The organism is Arthrobacter sp. TE12232, assembly GCF_054062615.1.
In genome coordinates, this window is record NZ_JBSSFK010000001.1 from 849,522 (window position 1) to 866,458 (window position 16,937).

Here is a 16,937-nt window from a genome sequence, read left to right on the forward strand (position 1 = left end):
GTCATTGACAGCCCGGTTTCCGTCATATGGCAACCGGAGGGGATTCAGGAACCCCCGGGAACCTCCGGACCGTCCTCGCCTGCCACCGTCGGCTCGACGTCGTCAGGGGATGATTCCTGCACTGATTCTGAGGCTGCCGCCTGGCCCTTGCCTGGCGCTGGGTCCGGGACCACGTCGTGCGCTTTGCCCGCCATACGGAGTTTCACGACGGCGGCGTACTCGTCCACGTATTCCTGGCCGGACAGCCGCATGAGTTCATACATGATCTCGTCGGTCACCGAGCGCTGGATCAGCCGGTCATCTTCCATCCCGTAGTAGCGGCTGAAGTCGAGCGGTTCGCCGAAGATCATGCCGATACGGCGGATGTTGGGCACGCGCTTGCCGATCGGCTGGACTTTGTCTGTTCCGATCATCGCCACCGGAATTACCGGGACCCGGGCTTGCAGCGCGAGGCGGGCAACGCCCACTTTGCCGCGGTACAGCCGCGCGTCGGGGCTCCGCGTCCCCTCGGGATAGATGCCCAGGAGCGAGCCGTTCTTGAGCACGTCCATGCCGGCATCCAGGGACTGCGCGGATGCGACGCCCCCGGACCGGTCCATAGGGAGCTGGTTGGTGAGCCGGAAGAAGGCCGCGGTGAGCCTGCCCTTGATCCCGGTGCCGGTGAAGTATTCGGATTTCGCGAGGAACACTACCGGCCGCGGCACCATGACCGGCATGAAGATGGAGTCGGAGAACGAGAGGTGGTTCGAGGCCAGGATCGCGGCGCCCTCGGCCGGGACGTTGTCGAGGCCCTTGACCCAGGGCCGGAACAGCAGCTTCAACACCGGTCCCAGGACAAACGTCTTCATGAACCAATAAAACACTCGGTAACCTCTCCGGAAGGCGTCTGGCGGGCCTCCCGAATCCGGTTCGGCCAGGACTTCAATGGACACCTTACTCTAGTGAGTTTTGTCGCCAAGGGTGACACGATGGGCTCATGAGCGAAAGCAGCACGTCCACGGCGCCAGCCGCTTTCAGCTACCCCGGCCACGGCCCCAACGCCCGGATCGGCGTGGCCATCTGCCATGGGTTCACCGGAAGCCCCCTCAGCGTCTTGCCTTGGGCCCGGCACCTCGCCGCCCAGGGGTTCGCGGTCTCGGTCCCGCTGCTGCCTGGCCACGGCACCCACTGGCGGGACCTCGCCCGGAAGGGCTGGCAGGACTGGTACACGAGCTTCGAAACCGCCTACCTGGACCTGGCCGCCCGAACCGGTGACTGCTACGTCGCCGGGCTGTCCATGGGCGGCACCATCGCCCTGCGCACGGCGGCCCGCCACAGCGTCGCCGGTGTGGCGGCGGTCAACCCCGGCCTGAGCTTCTACGACCGCAGGGTCAGGATTGTCGGACTGCTCAAGTACTTCCAGCGGACCACGACGCCGATCCAGGAGGAGAATCCCACGGCATCCACCACCGACGACGGCGACTACTCCCTGACGCCGCTGGCGGCGGTCCACCAACTCCGCCGGCTTTTCTCCGCGACGTTCCGGGACTTGCCGTCCGTCCAGGCACCGACCTTGGTCTTCAAGTCCGACACCGACGCCGTCGTCCCGCCGTCGTCCTTGGAACTGCTGCGCAGGCGCCTGGGGTCCCGGGACCTCAGGGTCGTCCGCCTCCCGCACAGCGGGCATGTTGCGACCCTGGACGCCGATGCGCCGCTAATCTTTGAAGAATCAGTCCGATTCTTTCTTCTGCACGCCCGTTCCACCACGCCGCCCACCGCCCCCTCGGAGACCCCATGAGCATCCTCCCGGACCACTCGCCGTTCAGCAGCCCGTTCACTGGAGCCGGCCCCCGGACCGGCGTCGTGGTGTCCCACGGCTTCACCGGCAGCCCGCACAGCGTGCGGGAGTGGGCGCTGTCTTTGGCAGGTGCCGGATTCGCAGTCCGGATGCCGCTGCTGCCGGGGCACGGAACGAGCTGGCAGGAGCTGGCCCGGACCCGTTGGCAGGACTGGCACGCGGCCCTGGACGCCGCCTACCTCGAGCTGGCGGAGGAATGCGACGTCGTGGTCGTGGCGGGACTGTCCATGGGTGGCGCGCTGGCGCTGCGGATTGCCGCCACACGCCCCGTGGCAGGAGTTGTAGCAGTCAATCCCGGCCTGGTCATCGATGACCCGCGAGCCCCGCTGGCCGGCGTCTTGAAATACGTCCTCAAGAGCACCCCGGCAATCGCCAACGACATCCTCAAACCGGACACCGATGAAGGCGCGTACCCGCGGACGCCGGTGGCCGCCGCGCACGAGCTCAACAAGATGTTCAAGGACACCGTGCGACTGCTGCCGCGCATCACCGCTCCCGTCCGGGTTTACCGTTCCACGGTGGACCATGTGGTGTCCGAATCCAGCATGGCCGCCCTGCGCCATGGACTGACCAACGCCCAGCTTGAGGTTATCCGGCTGGAAAACAGCTACCACGTGGCCACCATGGACAACGACGCGCCCGAGATCTTCCGTGGCACGGCCGAGTTCGTCCGGTCCGTGACACCCCCGGCCGGTCCGGACGCCGCCCGCGCCAGCCGGAAGGACACGGCCAATGACTAAACCGGACCCCGGTATGCCGGACCCGGAGACCCCAGACCCCGAGACCCCTGCTCCGGACCCTGCAGACCCCGGTTCCCCCGGCGGTCGAGCTTCGAAGGAAGGCGGTGTATCGGGTTCAAGTGGTGCAGCGGGCGAACGTGACCCCGCGGGCGCCCATTCCGCCGGTCCCCTGCCGCCGCACGGGTCCGATGCCCATGTGTCCCAGCCCCCAGAGTCGCCGGGCTCCCCCGCCGCAGGCGCACTGTCCGCCGACGACGACGCCGTGTGGCTGGACCTCGTCGCCCGGCTTGAAGGGGTCGGGGAAGGCGGGCCCGAGAGCCTCGGAGGCGACACGCATGACGGCGGCGGACCGTCCTCCGGCGGAACGGACGGCACCGGCGGCAGCCCCGGCACCGGGGCCAGGACCTTCCGTGATTTTGACCCGCTGGGCCTCGCCGGCACCGCGCCGATCGAGCTCTCCGCCGCGGAACGGCTCGCGCCTGCCCCCGGCCAGCCGACGGGCGGCATCGAGGTGCCGGAGGCCGCGTCCGGCCCCCGCGACTATGAGCCCGAGGACGACGACGGCGCGTTTGTCCCCGAGGAGCCGCCCAGCCTGGCCGGGTCTGATCCGATGACGGTCCTGGCGTGGCTTGGCGCCGTGGGCGGCCCGATTGCGCTCGTGCTCTCGGCGATGTTCTGGCGTTCGGCCCCGATGCTGGCGATCCTTGGCATGGTGGTCGCATTCGCGGCCTCGGTGGTGTTCCTGATCATGAAGCTGCCGGGCGAAAAGGACGAACACGACGACGGGGCGCGCGTCTAGCCTGCGCGGTCAGTTATCGCCGGTGCCTTCACTGCCGATGCTTTCACTGCCGCTGCCTTCACTGCCGCTGCCTTCACTGCGTTAGGTGTGCATCCGGCTGCTGACCCTGGAGAGGTCCGCGGCGCCGATGAGGCCGGCGTTGGGTCCGAGGGCCGCGAGGTCGATCTCCGCGGCGGGTCGGAAACCGCGGCCCGTGAGGTTCCGTGCGAAGGCCTTCCGGGCTGGGCCGACGAGGAGCTCACCGGCGTCGCACAGTCCTCCGCCGATCACGAATTTTCCGGGATCCAGGGCCGCGGCAAGGTTTGCCAGGCCCAGGCCCAGCCACTCCCCGACGTCCTCGATGAGTTCGCGCGACGTCGGATCGCCGGCCTTGGCCAGCTCCGTGACGATCGCGCCCGTGATGCGTGAGACGTCCCCGTCCACGGCCTTGAGCAACTCCTGGGCAACCGGTGAATTCGCGGCGGCCAGCTCCCGTGCCTCGCGGCCCAGCGCATTGCCTGAGGCGTATTGCTCCCAGCAGCCCCGGTTGCCGCACTCGCAGCGGTGGCCGCCCGGCATGATGATCTGGTGGCCGAACTCCCCCGCCACACCGAACCGGCCGCGTTCGAGCCGCCCGTCCATCACCATGGCACCGCCGATCCCGGTGCCCAGGGTGATGCAGACCAGCCGGTTCTGCCCCTGACCGGCGCCGAAGCGCCATTCCGCCCAGGCGGCGGCGTCGGCGTCGTTGGTCAGCAGGACGGGACGCCGCAGCAGCCGCTGCAGGTTGTCTCGCAGTGGTTCGTTGCGCCAGGCCAGGTGCGGACTGAAGAGAACCGTCGCGCCGTCGAGGTCCATCCAGCCGGCGGCGCCGATTCCGACCGACCAGATCCGGTGCCCGGCGCCGAGTTCTTCGACAAGTTCGACAATGACCTGTTCCACCGCGCGCGGGTCGTTGCCCGGGGTGGAGCGTTTCGCCTGGCTGAGGATCCGGCCCTCGGCATCGACGACGCCGGCAGCAACCTTGGTGCCTCCGATGTCGACGCCGATTGCCAGGCCCTTGCGGCCCAGCCGCAGCTGCGAACGGAAGTCGTGGGTGGCCGCAGTGGCCGCCGCTCCGGCCAGGGCCTTGCTGCGCCAGGAGGCGGTCCGGCGGCGCAGGCCGGGCTGCCGGCCGGGTGTTGGTGTCTGCATGATTCCCCATTCTATTCGCCGGCGCCGGCGCAGCCTCGGAGGCCGGGCGCCCCACCCCGGCTCCGGTCTCCCCGACGCTCCTGACTGGCGGAATGACGGGCCCGACCGTAAAGTTACTCGCCAGTAGGTGTCGCAGAACACACCTTCGCGGGACCGCATACTAGGCTTAGGCCTACCCGTTGCGGGCCTATGGATACCAAAGGAGCTGTCGTGCGAGAAATCATTGTCCCGCCCCTGGTGAACGTCGATCCGGACACCAACGTCACCGAACTCGTGGTACGCCAGGCGGCCAAGGCCTCGAACCCTGCGCTGTTCTCGCGGCTCGACGCAGCGGGCCAGTGGCGCGATGTCCGCGCCACGGATTTCCTGGCCGACGTCTCAGCCCTCGCCAAGGGCCTCATGGCCAGCGGCGTGGCTGCCGGCGACCGGGTGGGCATCATGTCCCGCACCCGCTACGAATGGGCCCTGATCGACTTCGCCATCTGGTTCGCCGGCGCCGTCTCCGTCCCGATCTACGAGACCTCTTCCCCCTCACAGGTGGCCTGGAACCTCGGCGACTCCGGTGCCGTGGCCGCTTTCGGCGAATCCGCGCACCACGAAGACATCATCCGGCAGGCGGCCACCTCCGAAGGCCTTGCCTCCCTGCAGCACGTCTGGCAGCTCGAGGGCGACGGCCTGGACGAGGTCCGTGCCGCCGGTACCGGGATCAGCGACGCCGAGCTCGAGGAGCGGCGCCGCCAGGCGTCCCTGAACGACGTCGCCACGATCATCTACACCTCCGGCACCACGGGCCGGCCCAAAGGCTGCGAGCTGACCCACGGCAACTTCGTGGAACTGTCCGAGAACGCCCTGGCCACGTCGCTGGGCACGATCGTCCACGAGCAGGCCAGGACCATCATGTTCCTGCCACTGGCCCACGTCTTCGCCCGCTTCATCTCCGTGCTCGCGGTTGCCGCGGGCGTCACGGTGGCGCACACACCGGACATCAAGAACCTGCTGCCGGACCTGCAGAGCTACAAGCCGACCTTCATCCTCGCCGTCCCGCGCGTCTTCGAAAAGGTCTACAACTCAGCCCTGACCAAGGCCGAGGACGGCGGCAAGGGCGCCATCTTCCACCGCGCCGCGGACACCGCGATCGAATACTCCCGGGCCCGGCAGGCCGGCAAGGTGGGCCTTGTCCTCAAGCTCAAGCACTCCTTGTTCGACAAGCTCGTGTATGCCAAGCTCCGGAACGCCATGGGCGGCCAGGTCTCGCATGCGGTGTCCGGCGGCGGCCCGCTCGGCGAACGCCTGGGCCACTTCTTCCAGGGCATCGGCCTGCAGATCCTGGAAGGCTACGGGCTGACCGAAACCACCGCGCCGGTCACCGTGAACACCCCGGACCTGATCAAGATCGGCACCGTGGGTGCTCCTATTCCGGGGAACGCCGTCAGGATCGCGGACGACGGCGAGATCCTCGCCAAGGGCGTGTGCGTCATGCGCGGCTACTACAAGCGCGATGACCTGTCCGCCGACGCTTTCCACGACGGCTGGTTCCGCACCGGGGACATCGGCCAGTTGGATGAGCAGGGGTTCCTGACCATCACGGGGCGCAAGAAGGAAATCATCGTCACGGCCGGCGGCAAGAACGTGGTCCCGGCCCTGCTGGAGGACCAGATCCGGGCAGACGCCCTGGTCTCCCAGGTGCTGGTGGTGGGCGACAACCGCCCGTTCATCGGCGCCTTGGTCACGCTCGATGAGGAAGCCCTCCCCGGCTGGCTGGGGCGCCACGGGCTCCCGGCGTCGACCTCGCTCGCTGACGCGGCCGAGAACCCGGCCGTCAAGGCCGCGGTCCAGGAGCTCATCAACCACGCCAACCAGTCGGTGTCCCAGGCCGAGGCGATCAAGTCCTTCCGGATCGTGCCGGCCGACTTCACCGAAGCCTCCGGCCATCTGACCCCCTCCATGAAGGTCAAGCGGGCCCAGGTGCTCAAGGACTTCGAGACCGTGATCGAGGAAATGTACAACGCCAAGCGCCCCACCCTCGCCTAGGCAGCTCCCGCGCCACAAAAACGAAGGGTCCTTCCAGCTCCTGCCGGAAGGACCCTTCGTTGTTACCGCTATTCGACGACGAGCAGCAGATCTCCGCCCTGGACCTGCTCCACCGCGCCGACGGCGAGGCGCGAGACGGTGCCGCCCACCGGCGTCGTGATGGAGGCTTCCATCTTCATGGCCTCGATGGTGGCAACGGTGTCGCCGGCTTTCACAGTGTCGCCGGCCTTGACGGTCAGCGTGACGGCGCCGGCGAACGGCGCAGCCACCTGGCCAGGCTGCGTGGTGTCGGCGCGTTCGGCGGCCTTGACGTTGCTCACCACGGAACGGTCGCGGACCACGACGGGCCGGGACTGGCCGTTGAGCGTGCACATGACGGTGCGCATGCCCTTTTCGTCGGGCTCGGAGACGGCCTCAAGGGAGGCGATCAGCCGGACGCCCTTCTCGAGCTCGATTTCGTGTTCCGCACCGCGCTGCAGCCCGAAGAGGTAGTCGCGGGTATCCAGCACCGAAAGGTTGCCGTAGGACTCAACACTCTTCAGGTAGTCCTTGGTGGGACCGGCGAAGAGCAGGCGGTTGAGCGTGCGCTGTCGGGTCTTGGAGTCGCCCTGCAGCGCAGCGCTATCCTCGGCGCTGAGCTCGACGTCGCGGACCTTCACGGTGCGCCCCTGCAGGGCCTTCGTGCGGAAGGGCTCCGGCCAGCCGCCGGGCGGGTCGCCGAGTTCGCCGGAGAGGAAGCCGATCACGGAATCCGGGACATCGTACTTCTGCGGGTTCTCGTTGAAGTCCGCGGGATCGGCGTTGAGGCCCACGAGGTGCAGGGCGAGGTCGCCCACCACCTTGGAGGACGGCGTCACCTTGACCAGGCGGCCCAGGATGCGGTCCGCCGCGGTGTACATGTCCTCGATCGCCTCGAAACGCTCGCCAAGGCCCAGTGCCATCGCCTGCTGGCGCAGGTTGGACAACTGCCCGCCGGGGATCTCGTGCTGGTAGACCCGGCCGGTGGGGCCCGGCAGGCCGGATTCGAACGGTGCGTAGACCCGGCGGACGGCTTCCCAGTACGGCTCCAGGGCGCACACGTTCGCCAGGCTCAGGCCGGTGTCGCGCGGCGTGTGGGCCAGTGCGGCGACGAGGGCGGAGGCCGAGGGCTGGCTGGTGGTGCCGGCAAGCGAGGCCGATGCCACGTCCACGGCGTCGACGCCGGCGTCCACGGCCGCGAGCAGCGTGGCCAGCTGGCCGCCTGCGGTGTCGTGGGTGTGCAGGTGGACCGGGAGGTCGAACCGTTCCCGCAAGGCCGTCACAAGGCGCGCCGCGGCGGCAGGGCGCAGAAGCCCGGCCATGTCCTTGATCGCGAGGATGTGTGCCCCGGCGTCGACGATTTTCTGCGCCAGCTCCAGGTAGTAGTCCAGGGTGTAGAGGGTCTCCTCCGGGTCCAGCATGTCCGCGGTGTAGCAGAGGGCGACCTCGGCGACGGCGGTGCCGGTCGCGCGGACGGCGCGGATTGCCGGGGCCATCTGGTTGACGTCGTTGAGGGCGTCGAAGATCCGGAAGATGTCGATGCCCGTGGCGGCGGCCTCGTTGACGAACGCCACCGTGACCTCCTCCGGGTAGGGCGTGTAGCCCACGGTGTTGCGACCGCGGAGCAGCATCTGCAGGCAGAGGTTCGGCAGTGCCTTGCGCAGGGCGGCGAGCCGGTCCCACGGGTCTTCGCCGAGGAAGCGCAGGGCGACGTCGTAGGTCGCACCGCCCCAGGCCTCGACCGACAACAGCTCCGGGAGCAGCTTGGACACGGCCGGTCCGGCCGCGACGAGGTCGCGGGTGCGCACCCGGGTGGCGAGCAGGGACTGGTGCGCGTCGCGGAAGGTGGTGTCCGTGACGGCAACGGCGTCCTGGGCGCGCAGGGACCTGGCGAAGCCTTCCGGGCCCAGCTCCAGGAGCCGCTGGCGAGACCCCGGTCGGGCTGCGGCGTCACCGAGGGCCGGAAGCTTGTCCGCCGGATTCGTGTGGACCGTCAGTTCGCCGTTGGGCTTGTTGACCGTGACGTCCGCGAGCCAGGTCAGCAGCTTGGTGCCGCGGTCTGCGGAGACCCGCGCCTTCAGCAGCTGGGGCCTTTCGTCGATGAACGAGGTGGCCACATCCCCGGCGACGAAGTCGGGATCGTCCAGGACGGCCTGCAGGAAGGAGATGTTGGTGGACACGCCGCGGATGCGGAATTCGGCAAGGGCGCGGCGGGCGCGGGCGACGGCGGCAGGGTAGTCGCGGCCACGGCAGGTCAGCTTGACCAGCATGGAGTCGAAGTGCGGGCTGATCTCGGCGCCCGAGTAGACGGTGCCGCCGTCGAGCCGGACACCGGCACCGCCGGCAGAACGGTAGCCGGTGATCTTGCCGACGTCAGGCCGGAAACCGTTGGCCGGGTCCTCGGTGGTGATGCGGCACTGCAGTGCCGCGCCCTTGAGCTGGACGGTGTCCTGTGAGAGGCCCAGGTCCGCGAGGGTCTCGCCGGCGGCGATGCGCAGCTGTGCCTGAACGAGGTCGACGTCGGTGACCTCCTCCGTGACCGTGTGCTCGACCTGGATGCGCGGGTTCATTTCGATGAACACGTGCTGGCCGGCGCGCTCCCCGACGGTGTCGACGAGGAATTCGACCGTGCCGGCGTTGACGTAGTTCAGTGCCTTCGCGAACTTCACGGCGTCGCGGTACAGCGCCTGCCGGATCCCTTCGTCGAGGTTCGGGGCCGGCGCGATCTCAACCACCTTCTGGTGGCGGCGCTGGATGGAACAGTCGCGCTCGAAGAGGTGCATGATGTTGCCCTCGGCATCGGCCAGGATCTGGACCTCGATGTGGCGGGGGCGCAGGACGGCCTGCTCGAGAAACATGGTGGGGTCGCCGAACGCGGCATCGGCTTCGCGCATGGCGGCCTGCAGGGCCTCCGGGAGAGCGTCGCGGGTGTCGACGCGGCGCATGCCGCGCCCGCCACCGCCGGCGACGGCCTTGGCGAAGATCGGGAAGCCGATTTCATCCGCGGCGGCGATCAGTTCGTCCAGGTCTTTCGAGGGCTGGCTCGACTTGAGCACGGGGACACCGGCCTTGCGGGCGGCCTCGAGGGCGGCCACCTTGTTGCCTGCAAGTTCCAGGACTTCCGCCGGCGGCCCGACGAACGTGATGCCGGCCTCCTTGGCGGCCCGGGCCAGGCGCGGGTTCTCGGAGAGGAAGCCGTAGCCGGGGTAAATGGCGTCCGCACCGGACTCCTTGGCTACGCGCACCACCTCGTCAACGTCAAGGTACGCCCGGACCGGGTGCCCCTCCTCGCCGATCAGATACGCCTCGTCGGCCTTCTGGCGGTGAATCGAGTTACGGTCCTCGTTGGGAAACACGGCGACAGTCTTGGCACCCAGCTCGTAGCCCGCGCGGAAAGCGCGAATCGCGATTTCCCCGCGGTTGGCCACCAGAATCTTAGAAAACATACTTCTCCTGCTTCATCGCGGGCGTATCGGTAAGTGCTCACAGTGTCTAAGACCCGTGCGGGCAAACACAAATCATTGTGGCCACCGTCACAGCATTATCCGTCACGGACGCGGCGTTGGGCAGGGCCTGCGGCTTTTGGCTTGTCTCCCACCCCGGCCGGTTTGCGGGGTTCTGCGTCCTCGTCGCCAGATGAAACGGGTTTCGTCGGAGCATCAACATATGATGAGTGGGTGCGTGGCGCATGCACGCCCCGGCTCCGGAGAACGCGGGAGCCGGCACCACCCCGTCTCGGCAACCGGCGTTAGGTATTGGTTTTTCAAGTGCAAGTAGTGAGCATCAGCAGCCTCAAAGGCGGTGTCGGCAAGACATCCGTGACCACCGGACTGGCGTCGGCGGCATTGGCCGCAGGCATCCCGACCCTCGTCGTCGACCTTGACCCACACGCTGACGCCAGCACGGCCTTGGGCGTCAGCCCGGACGATCAGCTCGATATCGGCAGGATGCTGCGCTCTCCGCGGCGCGCGCGCCTGGCGGACAACGTGGTTCCCAGCGGCTGGGTGGAACATGCCAGAATCAACGGCAGTTCCGCCGGCGCCCTGCAGGCCGGCGCTGCACGGTCCGCCTCCTCACCCTCCGTTCTGGATGTCGCCGTGGGCTCGGCCTACACCGGTATATACGACCGGCCCGACCTCGGCCGCCGCGACCTCCGCAGGCTCTCCGCTGTCCTGGCCGGCGCCGAGAACTATGAGCTCATCCTGGTGGACTGCCCGCCGTCGCTGAACGGCCTCACCCGGATGGCGTGGTCAGCGAGCGACAAGGTGACCCTGGTGGCCGAACCCGGGCTCTTTTCTGTGGCCGGCACGGAGCGCACTATGCGCGCCATCCAACTGTTCCGGCAGGAATTCGCTCCCAAGCTGTCCCCCGCCGGCATCGTGGCCAACCGGGTGCGCAGCGGCTCGGCCGAGCACGCCTTCCGGCTATCGGAGATGGAGTCCATGTTCGGCGAGCTGCTGCTGACTCCGCACATCCCGGAGCAGGCCAACTGGCAGCAGATCCAGGGCGCCGCCCACTCGATCCACCACTGGCCCGGGGACTCGGCCAAGAACGCGGCGGGACTCTTCGATACCCTGTTGCAGAACCTCCTGCACCCCAATGGCCTGGCCACCGCCGGCTCCGTCCGCGACCGCAGCCAGCGCTGAACACGGCGACGACGCTCCCGAACAAAGAACCACAGCAGACAGAACTGAGGCCGCCTTCCCACAAGGGAAGGCGGCCTCAGACTGTTCTGTAAGAGTTCGCTAGCCGATCTTACGCGCCGCGCGGCGCTTGCTCAGTTCGTCGTCGGGAAAGGATTGGTCCGCGGCGTGTTCGCTGGGAAGGGCAGCGAGGCTGCCTTCAACCTCGCGCCAAACACGGCCGACGGCGATGCCGAACACCCCCTGGCCGCCCTGGACAAGATCAATCACTTCGTCGGCCGAGGTGCACTCGTAGACACTTGCGCCGTCGCTCATGAGCGTGATTTGCGCAAGGTCCTCGACACCGCGTTCACGGAGATGCTCGACGGCGGTGCGGATCTGTTGCAGTGAGACGCCGGTGTCCAGAAGCCGCTTGACGACCTTGAGGACCAGAATGTCGCGGAAGCCGTAGAGTCGCTGCGAACCGGAGCCGGCCGCGCCGCGGACGGCGGGCTCAACAAGTCCCGTGCGTGCCCAGTAGTCGAGCTGGCGGTAGGTGATGCCGGCCGCCTTGCAGGCGGTGGGGCCGCGGTAGCCCGCGTCTTCGTCCAGAACGGGAAGATCCTCGGTGAACAGCAGGCCTTGGGCACCGCTGGCGGGCACAGCAACGCCAGCCGTCGCGGCCTGTTTGAGCTCGCCTGCTTCGCCTTTCGGACTCACGTGGACCCTCCTTGTCGTGAGTTCCCCTGAGTAAGTTGCATCGGCAGCAATGTATGTGAATAGCTGCATGACACAGGATGATGATTCCATCCGTGTAATTCAGCCGGGGCTGCACTTTCCAGTGTGACTTGCGCGGCTACCGTATGCAATGGGAACTTGTACCTCCGACGTTAGGCCTGCCAGGGCCCAAGGTCAAAGACGTTAGGGGTATTCCGCGGGCGTGTCGAAAGTTTCATTCTCGGCTTTAACCTTTAGCGTCTTTCCATCGGCCCCAGACGTCTCAAAAACCCCATCCGTCACAGGCGTTTCAGCAGTCTCAGCCGCCTCACTGGCCCCTGCTGCGGCGGGCGTTCAGCCGCCGAAGTCTTCGGGTTCGACGTCGTCGAGGAATTCGCGGAAGCGCCGCAGTTCCCCTTCCTCATCCACGGCGGGACCGGGATGCGTGTCCTCGCCCTCGTCGTGTTCGGTGATCCGGACGCCGGCCTCGTCCATGACGGCGTCGGCGCACCAGATCCGGCACTTGGCGCGCAGGGCCAGGGCCAACGCATCCGAGGCGCGGGAGCTCACGGTGGTTCCGTTCTCGAACTGCAGCTGTCCGTAGAAGATGTTGTCCTCCACCGCCACGATGTTGACGCTGACGATGGTGTGTCCCAAGGCTTCGACGACGTCCACCAGGAGGTCGTGGGTCATCGGCCGGGGCGGGACAACCCCCTGCTGGGCCAGGGCGATGGCACTGGCCTCCGGGGTCCCGATCCAGATCGGCACGTGGCGCTCACCATGGATTTCCTTGAGCAGGACAAGCGGCTGGTTGGACGGCAGCTCAATCCGCACGCCCACAATCTCCACCTCAATCATCAGATGTCCATCCTTGAGATGCGGTCGTGGACCAGCGCCTGGTGCAGTGACAGGCAGAGGTCGCTGATTTCCCGGGCTGCCTCGGCGGCCCGGGCGTGGGAGGCTGCGTCCTTGCGCGAGGTCAGGGTGGCCACTGCGCGTTCCACCAGCCCGAATTCACGGTCGGCGGCCGCCTGGAAGGGGCGCAGGTGCCGGGGCTCCAGGCCGTGGCTTTCCAGCTGGACGCAGGCCCGCGCCACTTGCAGGGCGTGCTCGTCGAACTTGCCGTTGACGTGCCCAATCAGCCCATAGCTCAGGAGCGATTCCAGGAGCGGGACGCTCGCCCCGGATTCGGCCCGGAGCTGTTCCTCGCTGAGCCTGCGGGCACGGCTCTGGAGCTCGCTGGCGAGTTCTTCGGAGACGATCCGCGGGGAGAGCGTGACGCCGGCCGGCAGGTTCTCCGGCCGTTCGCCGCGGTCGATCGCGTCCAGGTAGTCCTTGATGACCTTCAGCGGCAGGTACTGGTCGCGCTGAAGCGACAGGACGAAACGCAGCCGTTCGACGTCGTTCTCGGAGTACTGCCGGTAGCCGGCAGGCGTCCGTTGCGGGTTGATGAGCCCCTTTTCCTCAAGGAACCGGATTTTTGACGCCGTCATGCTGGGGAAGTCGTCGCTCAGCTGAGCCAGGACTTCCCCGATGTTCAGAACCTGGGGTCCGCGCCGATCCGCATGTGCCGTGGCCACAGGCAGCTACCCCGGAATCAGACGTTGCCTGCTGCGCGGGCAGGGCTCAGATAGAAGGTGAGGCGGAACTTTCCGATCTGGACCTCGTTGCCGGACTTCAGTTCCACGGCGTCGACGCGGTCGTGGTTCACGTAGGTGCCGTTGAGGCTACCGGTGTCCACTACCTCAAAGCTGCGCGCGGTGCGGCGGAACTCAACGTGCCTGCGGGACACGGTGACGTCGTCGAGGAAGATGTCGGCGTCCGGGTGGCGGCCCGCCGTCGTGACGTCGGAGTCCAGCAGGAAGCGCGCTCCGGCGTTGGGGCCGCTGTGGGCCACGAGCAGTGCCGATCCGAAGGGCAGGGCTTCGACCGCGGCCCGCTCCTCTGCGGAGAGCTTCGGGGTGAAGGTGGGTTCGTCGCGCACTGGAGTGAGGTTGATCGACGTGGTCTCCGAAGCTTTCACTCCACCCGTGCCGTAACCGTCACCGGTGTCGTTCCGTTCGTGCCCAAACATTGAGTCCTCCTCATTCGTTGCAGGTGTCCCCCCTGCAAACAACGCATGCCGTCCGGGAAAGCCTCGCAGTCCCGGTAATCAGCCTTTCGGCGGGGCGGGGCTGTGTCTTGTCATCCCAACAACACTCCCCCGCGACCCGGCCCGAACGACCTATGTCTTTAGCCTACCTGCTGTTCATACTCGGATGCACTGAGCAGCGACTCAATCGCGTCGGCCTCCGCGAGCTTGATTTCGATCAGCCAGCCCTCTCCGTAGGGATCGGAGTTGATGAGGGCGGAATCGGTGTCCAGGGACTCGTTCCGGGCCACGACCTCACCCGTCACCGGGGCGTAGATGTCACTGACGCTCTTGGTGGATTCGACCTCGCCGACGACGTCGTTGGCCTTGATGGTTGTCCCGACTTCGGGCATCTGGGCGTACACGACATCCCCGAGGGCGTCCTGGGCAAAATCGGTGATGCCCACGCGCACAACCCCGTCGGCGTTGGGGGCCGAAACCCATTCGTGTTCTGCGGTGTAGGACAGTTCTTCGGGAATGATGCTCATGACGGGCCTTTCGTCGGGTCAATCACCTGTGGCGGCGGCAGCAGTTTGTTCTATCCGCCGCTGAAAGTATAGGCCGATCCGGAAGTGTCCGGGCAACAGAAAACCCCGCCGTTACCAGTCATGTCCGGGAACGGCGGGGCAACTGTTTGTACGCGCTTCTAGGGGAGGAAGTACCCCGCGAGGTCGGCGATGAGCTGGGCGGATCCGGAGGACCGGTTGAACAGTGACACTTTGCCGTCCGGGCCGAGCGCCACCGAGACCAGGTTCGGTACCGTCTGTCCGGCGGAGAAGTTCAGGTTGGACGCGTTGGGCAGCCCGGAGCCGTTCGGGTAGGCGGTGATGAAGCCGAAGGACGTGGGCGAGGTGACGGTGAGGTTGAACACTGCTGCCAGGGCACCGGTGGTGACGCCGTTGGCGCCTGCGACCTGGACGGATACCGCTGTATTGGCTGCGACGGGTTCGGTGTTCCGGGTGTCCAGGATCCGGGTCGGTCCGACGGCCTTGAAGGCGCCGGTCGCGGTCGGTGTGCCGGGCAGGTAGTAGCCGGCGACGTCGGCGATCAGCTGGGACGTGCCCGAGGAACTGTTGAACAGCGTCACCTTGCCGTCGGACCCGACCGGGACCGTGACCAGGTTCGGGACCGTCTGACCGGCGGAAAAGTTCAGGTTGGACGCATTGGGCCGGGCCGCACCGGACGCGTACGCGGTCACGAAGCCCAGGGACTTCGCCTGGGTCACCGTCAGGTTGAACACCACGGCCGCGACCGAGGCGGGGATTCCGTTGGCTCCCGCGACCTGGAACGACACCGCGGAATTCGCGCCGACCGCCGAGGAGTTCCGGGTGTCCAGGAGCCGGGCCGGCGAGAGGCTCTTGAAGGAACCGCCCGTCGCCGGCGTTCCGGTGACGTAATAGCCCGTCACGTCAGCGATCAGCTGGGAGGACCCGGAGGAACTGTTGAACAGGGCGACCTTGCCGTCGGCCCCGACCGGGACGGTCACCAGATTCGGTACCGTCTGGCCGGCAGAGAAGTTCAGGTTGGACGCGTTCGGACGGGCGGCGCCCGAGGCGTAGGCCGTGATGAAGCCGACGGACCGGGGCTGGGTCACCGTCAGGTTGAACACCACCGCCGAGACCTTCGCCGGGATCCCGTTGACCCCCGCGACCTGGAACGACACCGCGGAATTCGCACCCACAGCCGAACTGTTCCGGGTATCAAGGACCCGGGTCGGGGAGACCGGGGTGTACGTCCCCGGAAGCTGCGGGATGGTCGCACCCGCTGTGCCTGCCTTGATCACCACATCATCGATGTAGCTGTCGCCGGACTGCTCCAGGTGCTCGGCGCCCAGCTGTATCCGGGTGACCGCACTAAAGCCCGTGGCGACAGTCTTGCTTGAATAGAGCGGCAGGTCATCAAACCACGCCTCCACAGTGGAGGACCCCCCGTTGGCCACCACGTGCATGACCAGGTGGTGCCACGTGCCAAGCTGCACGTTGGGCGACAGCGTCTGGTAGGAGAACACTCCGGCCTGGGTGGGCGACGTTACCCGCAGCACCAGGTCGCCGTTGTCGTTGCTGCGGAACACATCCAGCATTCTGGTGCTGCCATTGAAGAACCTGAAATAGGGGACATCGTTGCCCACCAGACCGGCCCGTGTGATGTTGAACCAGCCGTCCGTGTAGACCTCGTCGCTGCCGGACGGCAGCGGGGCCGAGAAATTGGCCAGGGAAGTCGGATCGGTGGTCACGTGCAGGTACGCCGAACAGAGTCCGGAGTGGTGCTGGGCGGAGGAGACGTCCGCCGTGCCGGTCCCGCCTGTGACGGGTGTGCCGAACCCTTCGGCGGTAATGCTGCCGGACTCGAAGTTGGCGGCCACCACGGTCTTTCCCGGGTACTGGTTGGTGGGCGCCGGCGTCCCGGGCTGACAGGTAACCGCGGAAGCTGGACTCGCGCCAACGACCAGTCCCAGAACCAAGACATTCAGAGCGGCCATCACGCCGGCCCGCAACAGTGTGTTCATTCGTCTACCCGCCCAGCCGAGGTATTCATGTCGGGTGAAAGACCCGATCCTTCGTCTGCAGTTGCCGGCGGCCCGGGATGCGGCCTGACCGCCGCCCCAATGGCGCTGTTCCTGCGATGCTGAATGCAGGTTACCGAGCCTCACCTTTGGGAAAACTTGCCTGAATACGGACTGGACACGGGCTGGACACGGAACTACTCCGGGAAACAGAAAACCCCGCCATTCCTTTGTCAGGAATGGCGGGGTTCTTTCTGTTGGTCGGGCTGACAGGATTTGAACCTGCGACCCCTTGACCCCCAGTCAAGTGCGCTACCAAGCTGCGCTACAGCCCGCTGGTTCCACCGTTCTCCGCCCGGAAGGCGT

The 16,937-nt window shown here is 67.2% G+C and carries 14 protein-coding genes and 1 tRNA gene; 5 read left to right on the forward strand and 10 right to left on the reverse strand.

The window, feature by feature from the left end; translation table 11 throughout:
• Positions 1-44: 44 nt before the first annotated feature.
• Entirely contained in the window at positions 45-863 is an 819-nt protein-coding gene (locus tag ACVWZ7_RS03770) for a lysophospholipid acyltransferase family protein (protein ID WP_456507028.1), read from the reverse strand.
• Between the two features lie 113 nt (positions 864-976).
• Between ACVWZ7_RS03770 and ACVWZ7_RS03775 the strand changes: the two genes are divergently transcribed.
• From ACVWZ7_RS03775 to ACVWZ7_RS03785, 3 genes are read left to right on the forward strand one after another with little or no spacing between them, the layout of a single operon-like run.
• Positions 977-1,777 (forward strand): alpha/beta hydrolase, encoded by an 801-nt coding sequence (locus ACVWZ7_RS03775; RefSeq protein WP_456507029.1) that lies wholly within the window; start codon positions 977-979, stop codon positions 1,775-1,777.
• Positions 1,774-2,577: an alpha/beta hydrolase gene (locus tag ACVWZ7_RS03780; RefSeq protein ID WP_344362230.1), complete on the forward strand. Its 804-nt coding sequence runs from the start codon at positions 1,774-1,776 to the stop codon at positions 2,575-2,577. Before ACVWZ7_RS03775 ends, ACVWZ7_RS03780 begins: the two co-directional genes overlap by 4 nt.
• A complete protein-coding gene (locus ACVWZ7_RS03785) occupies positions 2,570-3,376 on the forward strand; it encodes a hypothetical protein (RefSeq protein ID WP_456507030.1) in 807 nt (268 codons plus the stop codon). The genes ACVWZ7_RS03780 and ACVWZ7_RS03785 overlap by 8 nt, the downstream gene beginning before the upstream one ends.
• Before the next feature lie 81 nt (positions 3,377-3,457).
• Here the strand turns inward: ACVWZ7_RS03785 and ACVWZ7_RS03790 are convergent, their stop codons facing one another.
• Positions 3,458-4,549: an ROK family glucokinase gene (locus tag ACVWZ7_RS03790; RefSeq protein ID WP_344362235.1), complete on the reverse strand. Its 1,092-nt coding sequence runs from the start codon at positions 4,547-4,549 to the stop codon at positions 3,458-3,460.
• Positions 4,550-4,759: 210 nt separating this feature from the next.
• On the opposite strand from ACVWZ7_RS03790, the gene ACVWZ7_RS03795 reads away from it, so the two are divergent.
• Positions 4,760-6,580: an AMP-dependent synthetase/ligase gene (locus tag ACVWZ7_RS03795; protein WP_456507031.1), complete on the forward strand. Its 1,821-nt coding sequence runs from the start codon at positions 4,760-4,762 to the stop codon at positions 6,578-6,580.
• A 68-nt stretch (positions 6,581-6,648) separates the two neighbouring features.
• Here the strand turns inward: ACVWZ7_RS03795 and ACVWZ7_RS03800 are convergent, their stop codons facing one another.
• Positions 6,649-10,044, reverse strand: a complete 3,396-nt coding sequence (locus ACVWZ7_RS03800; protein ID WP_456507032.1) for a pyruvate carboxylase — start codon at positions 10,042-10,044, stop codon at positions 6,649-6,651.
• 321 nt (positions 10,045-10,365) lie between these two features.
• Here ACVWZ7_RS03800 and ACVWZ7_RS03805 point away from each other — a divergent pair, with 321 nt between their 5' ends.
• Positions 10,366-11,244 carry a ParA family protein gene (locus tag ACVWZ7_RS03805; protein WP_456507033.1) on the forward strand — a complete coding sequence of 293 codons (879 nt, stop codon included), beginning with the start codon at positions 10,366-10,368 and terminating at the stop codon, positions 11,242-11,244.
• A 99-nt stretch (positions 11,245-11,343) separates the two neighbouring features.
• On the opposite strand, the gene ACVWZ7_RS03810 is transcribed toward ACVWZ7_RS03805, so the two are convergent.
• The 7 genes from ACVWZ7_RS03810 to ACVWZ7_RS03840 all read right to left on the reverse strand — a co-directional run bounded on the left by ACVWZ7_RS03810 (position 11,344) and on the right by ACVWZ7_RS03840 (position 16,906).
• On the reverse strand, positions 11,344-11,940 hold the full coding sequence (locus ACVWZ7_RS03810) for a MerR family transcriptional regulator (RefSeq protein ID WP_018772320.1): 597 nt from the start codon (positions 11,938-11,940) through the stop codon (positions 11,344-11,346).
• Between the two features lie 351 nt (positions 11,941-12,291).
• Positions 12,292-12,795, reverse strand: a complete 504-nt coding sequence (locus ACVWZ7_RS03815; protein WP_091255089.1) for a bifunctional nuclease family protein — start codon at positions 12,793-12,795, stop codon at positions 12,292-12,294.
• On the reverse strand, positions 12,795-13,517 hold the full coding sequence (gene ftsR, locus ACVWZ7_RS03820) for a transcriptional regulator FtsR (protein ID WP_026266235.1): 723 nt from the start codon (positions 13,515-13,517) through the stop codon (positions 12,795-12,797). The genes ACVWZ7_RS03815 and ftsR overlap by 1 nt, the downstream gene beginning before the upstream one ends.
• Positions 13,518-13,534: 17 nt before the next feature.
• A complete protein-coding gene (locus ACVWZ7_RS03825) occupies positions 13,535-14,011 on the reverse strand; it encodes an FHA domain-containing protein (protein ID WP_091255088.1) in 477 nt (158 codons plus the stop codon).
• 158 nt (positions 14,012-14,169) lie between these two features.
• On the reverse strand, positions 14,170-14,556 hold the full coding sequence (gene gcvH / locus ACVWZ7_RS03830; RefSeq protein ID WP_344362250.1) for a glycine cleavage system protein GcvH: 387 nt from the start codon (positions 14,554-14,556) through the stop codon (positions 14,170-14,172).
• Between the two features lie 158 nt (positions 14,557-14,714).
• Positions 14,715-16,574: a hypothetical protein gene (locus tag ACVWZ7_RS03835; protein WP_456507034.1), complete on the reverse strand. Its 1,860-nt coding sequence runs from the start codon at positions 16,572-16,574 to the stop codon at positions 14,715-14,717.
• Positions 16,575-16,829: 255 nt separating this feature from the next.
• Positions 16,830-16,906, reverse strand: a tRNA-Pro gene (locus tag ACVWZ7_RS03840).
• Between the last annotated feature and the right edge of the window lie 31 nt (positions 16,907-16,937).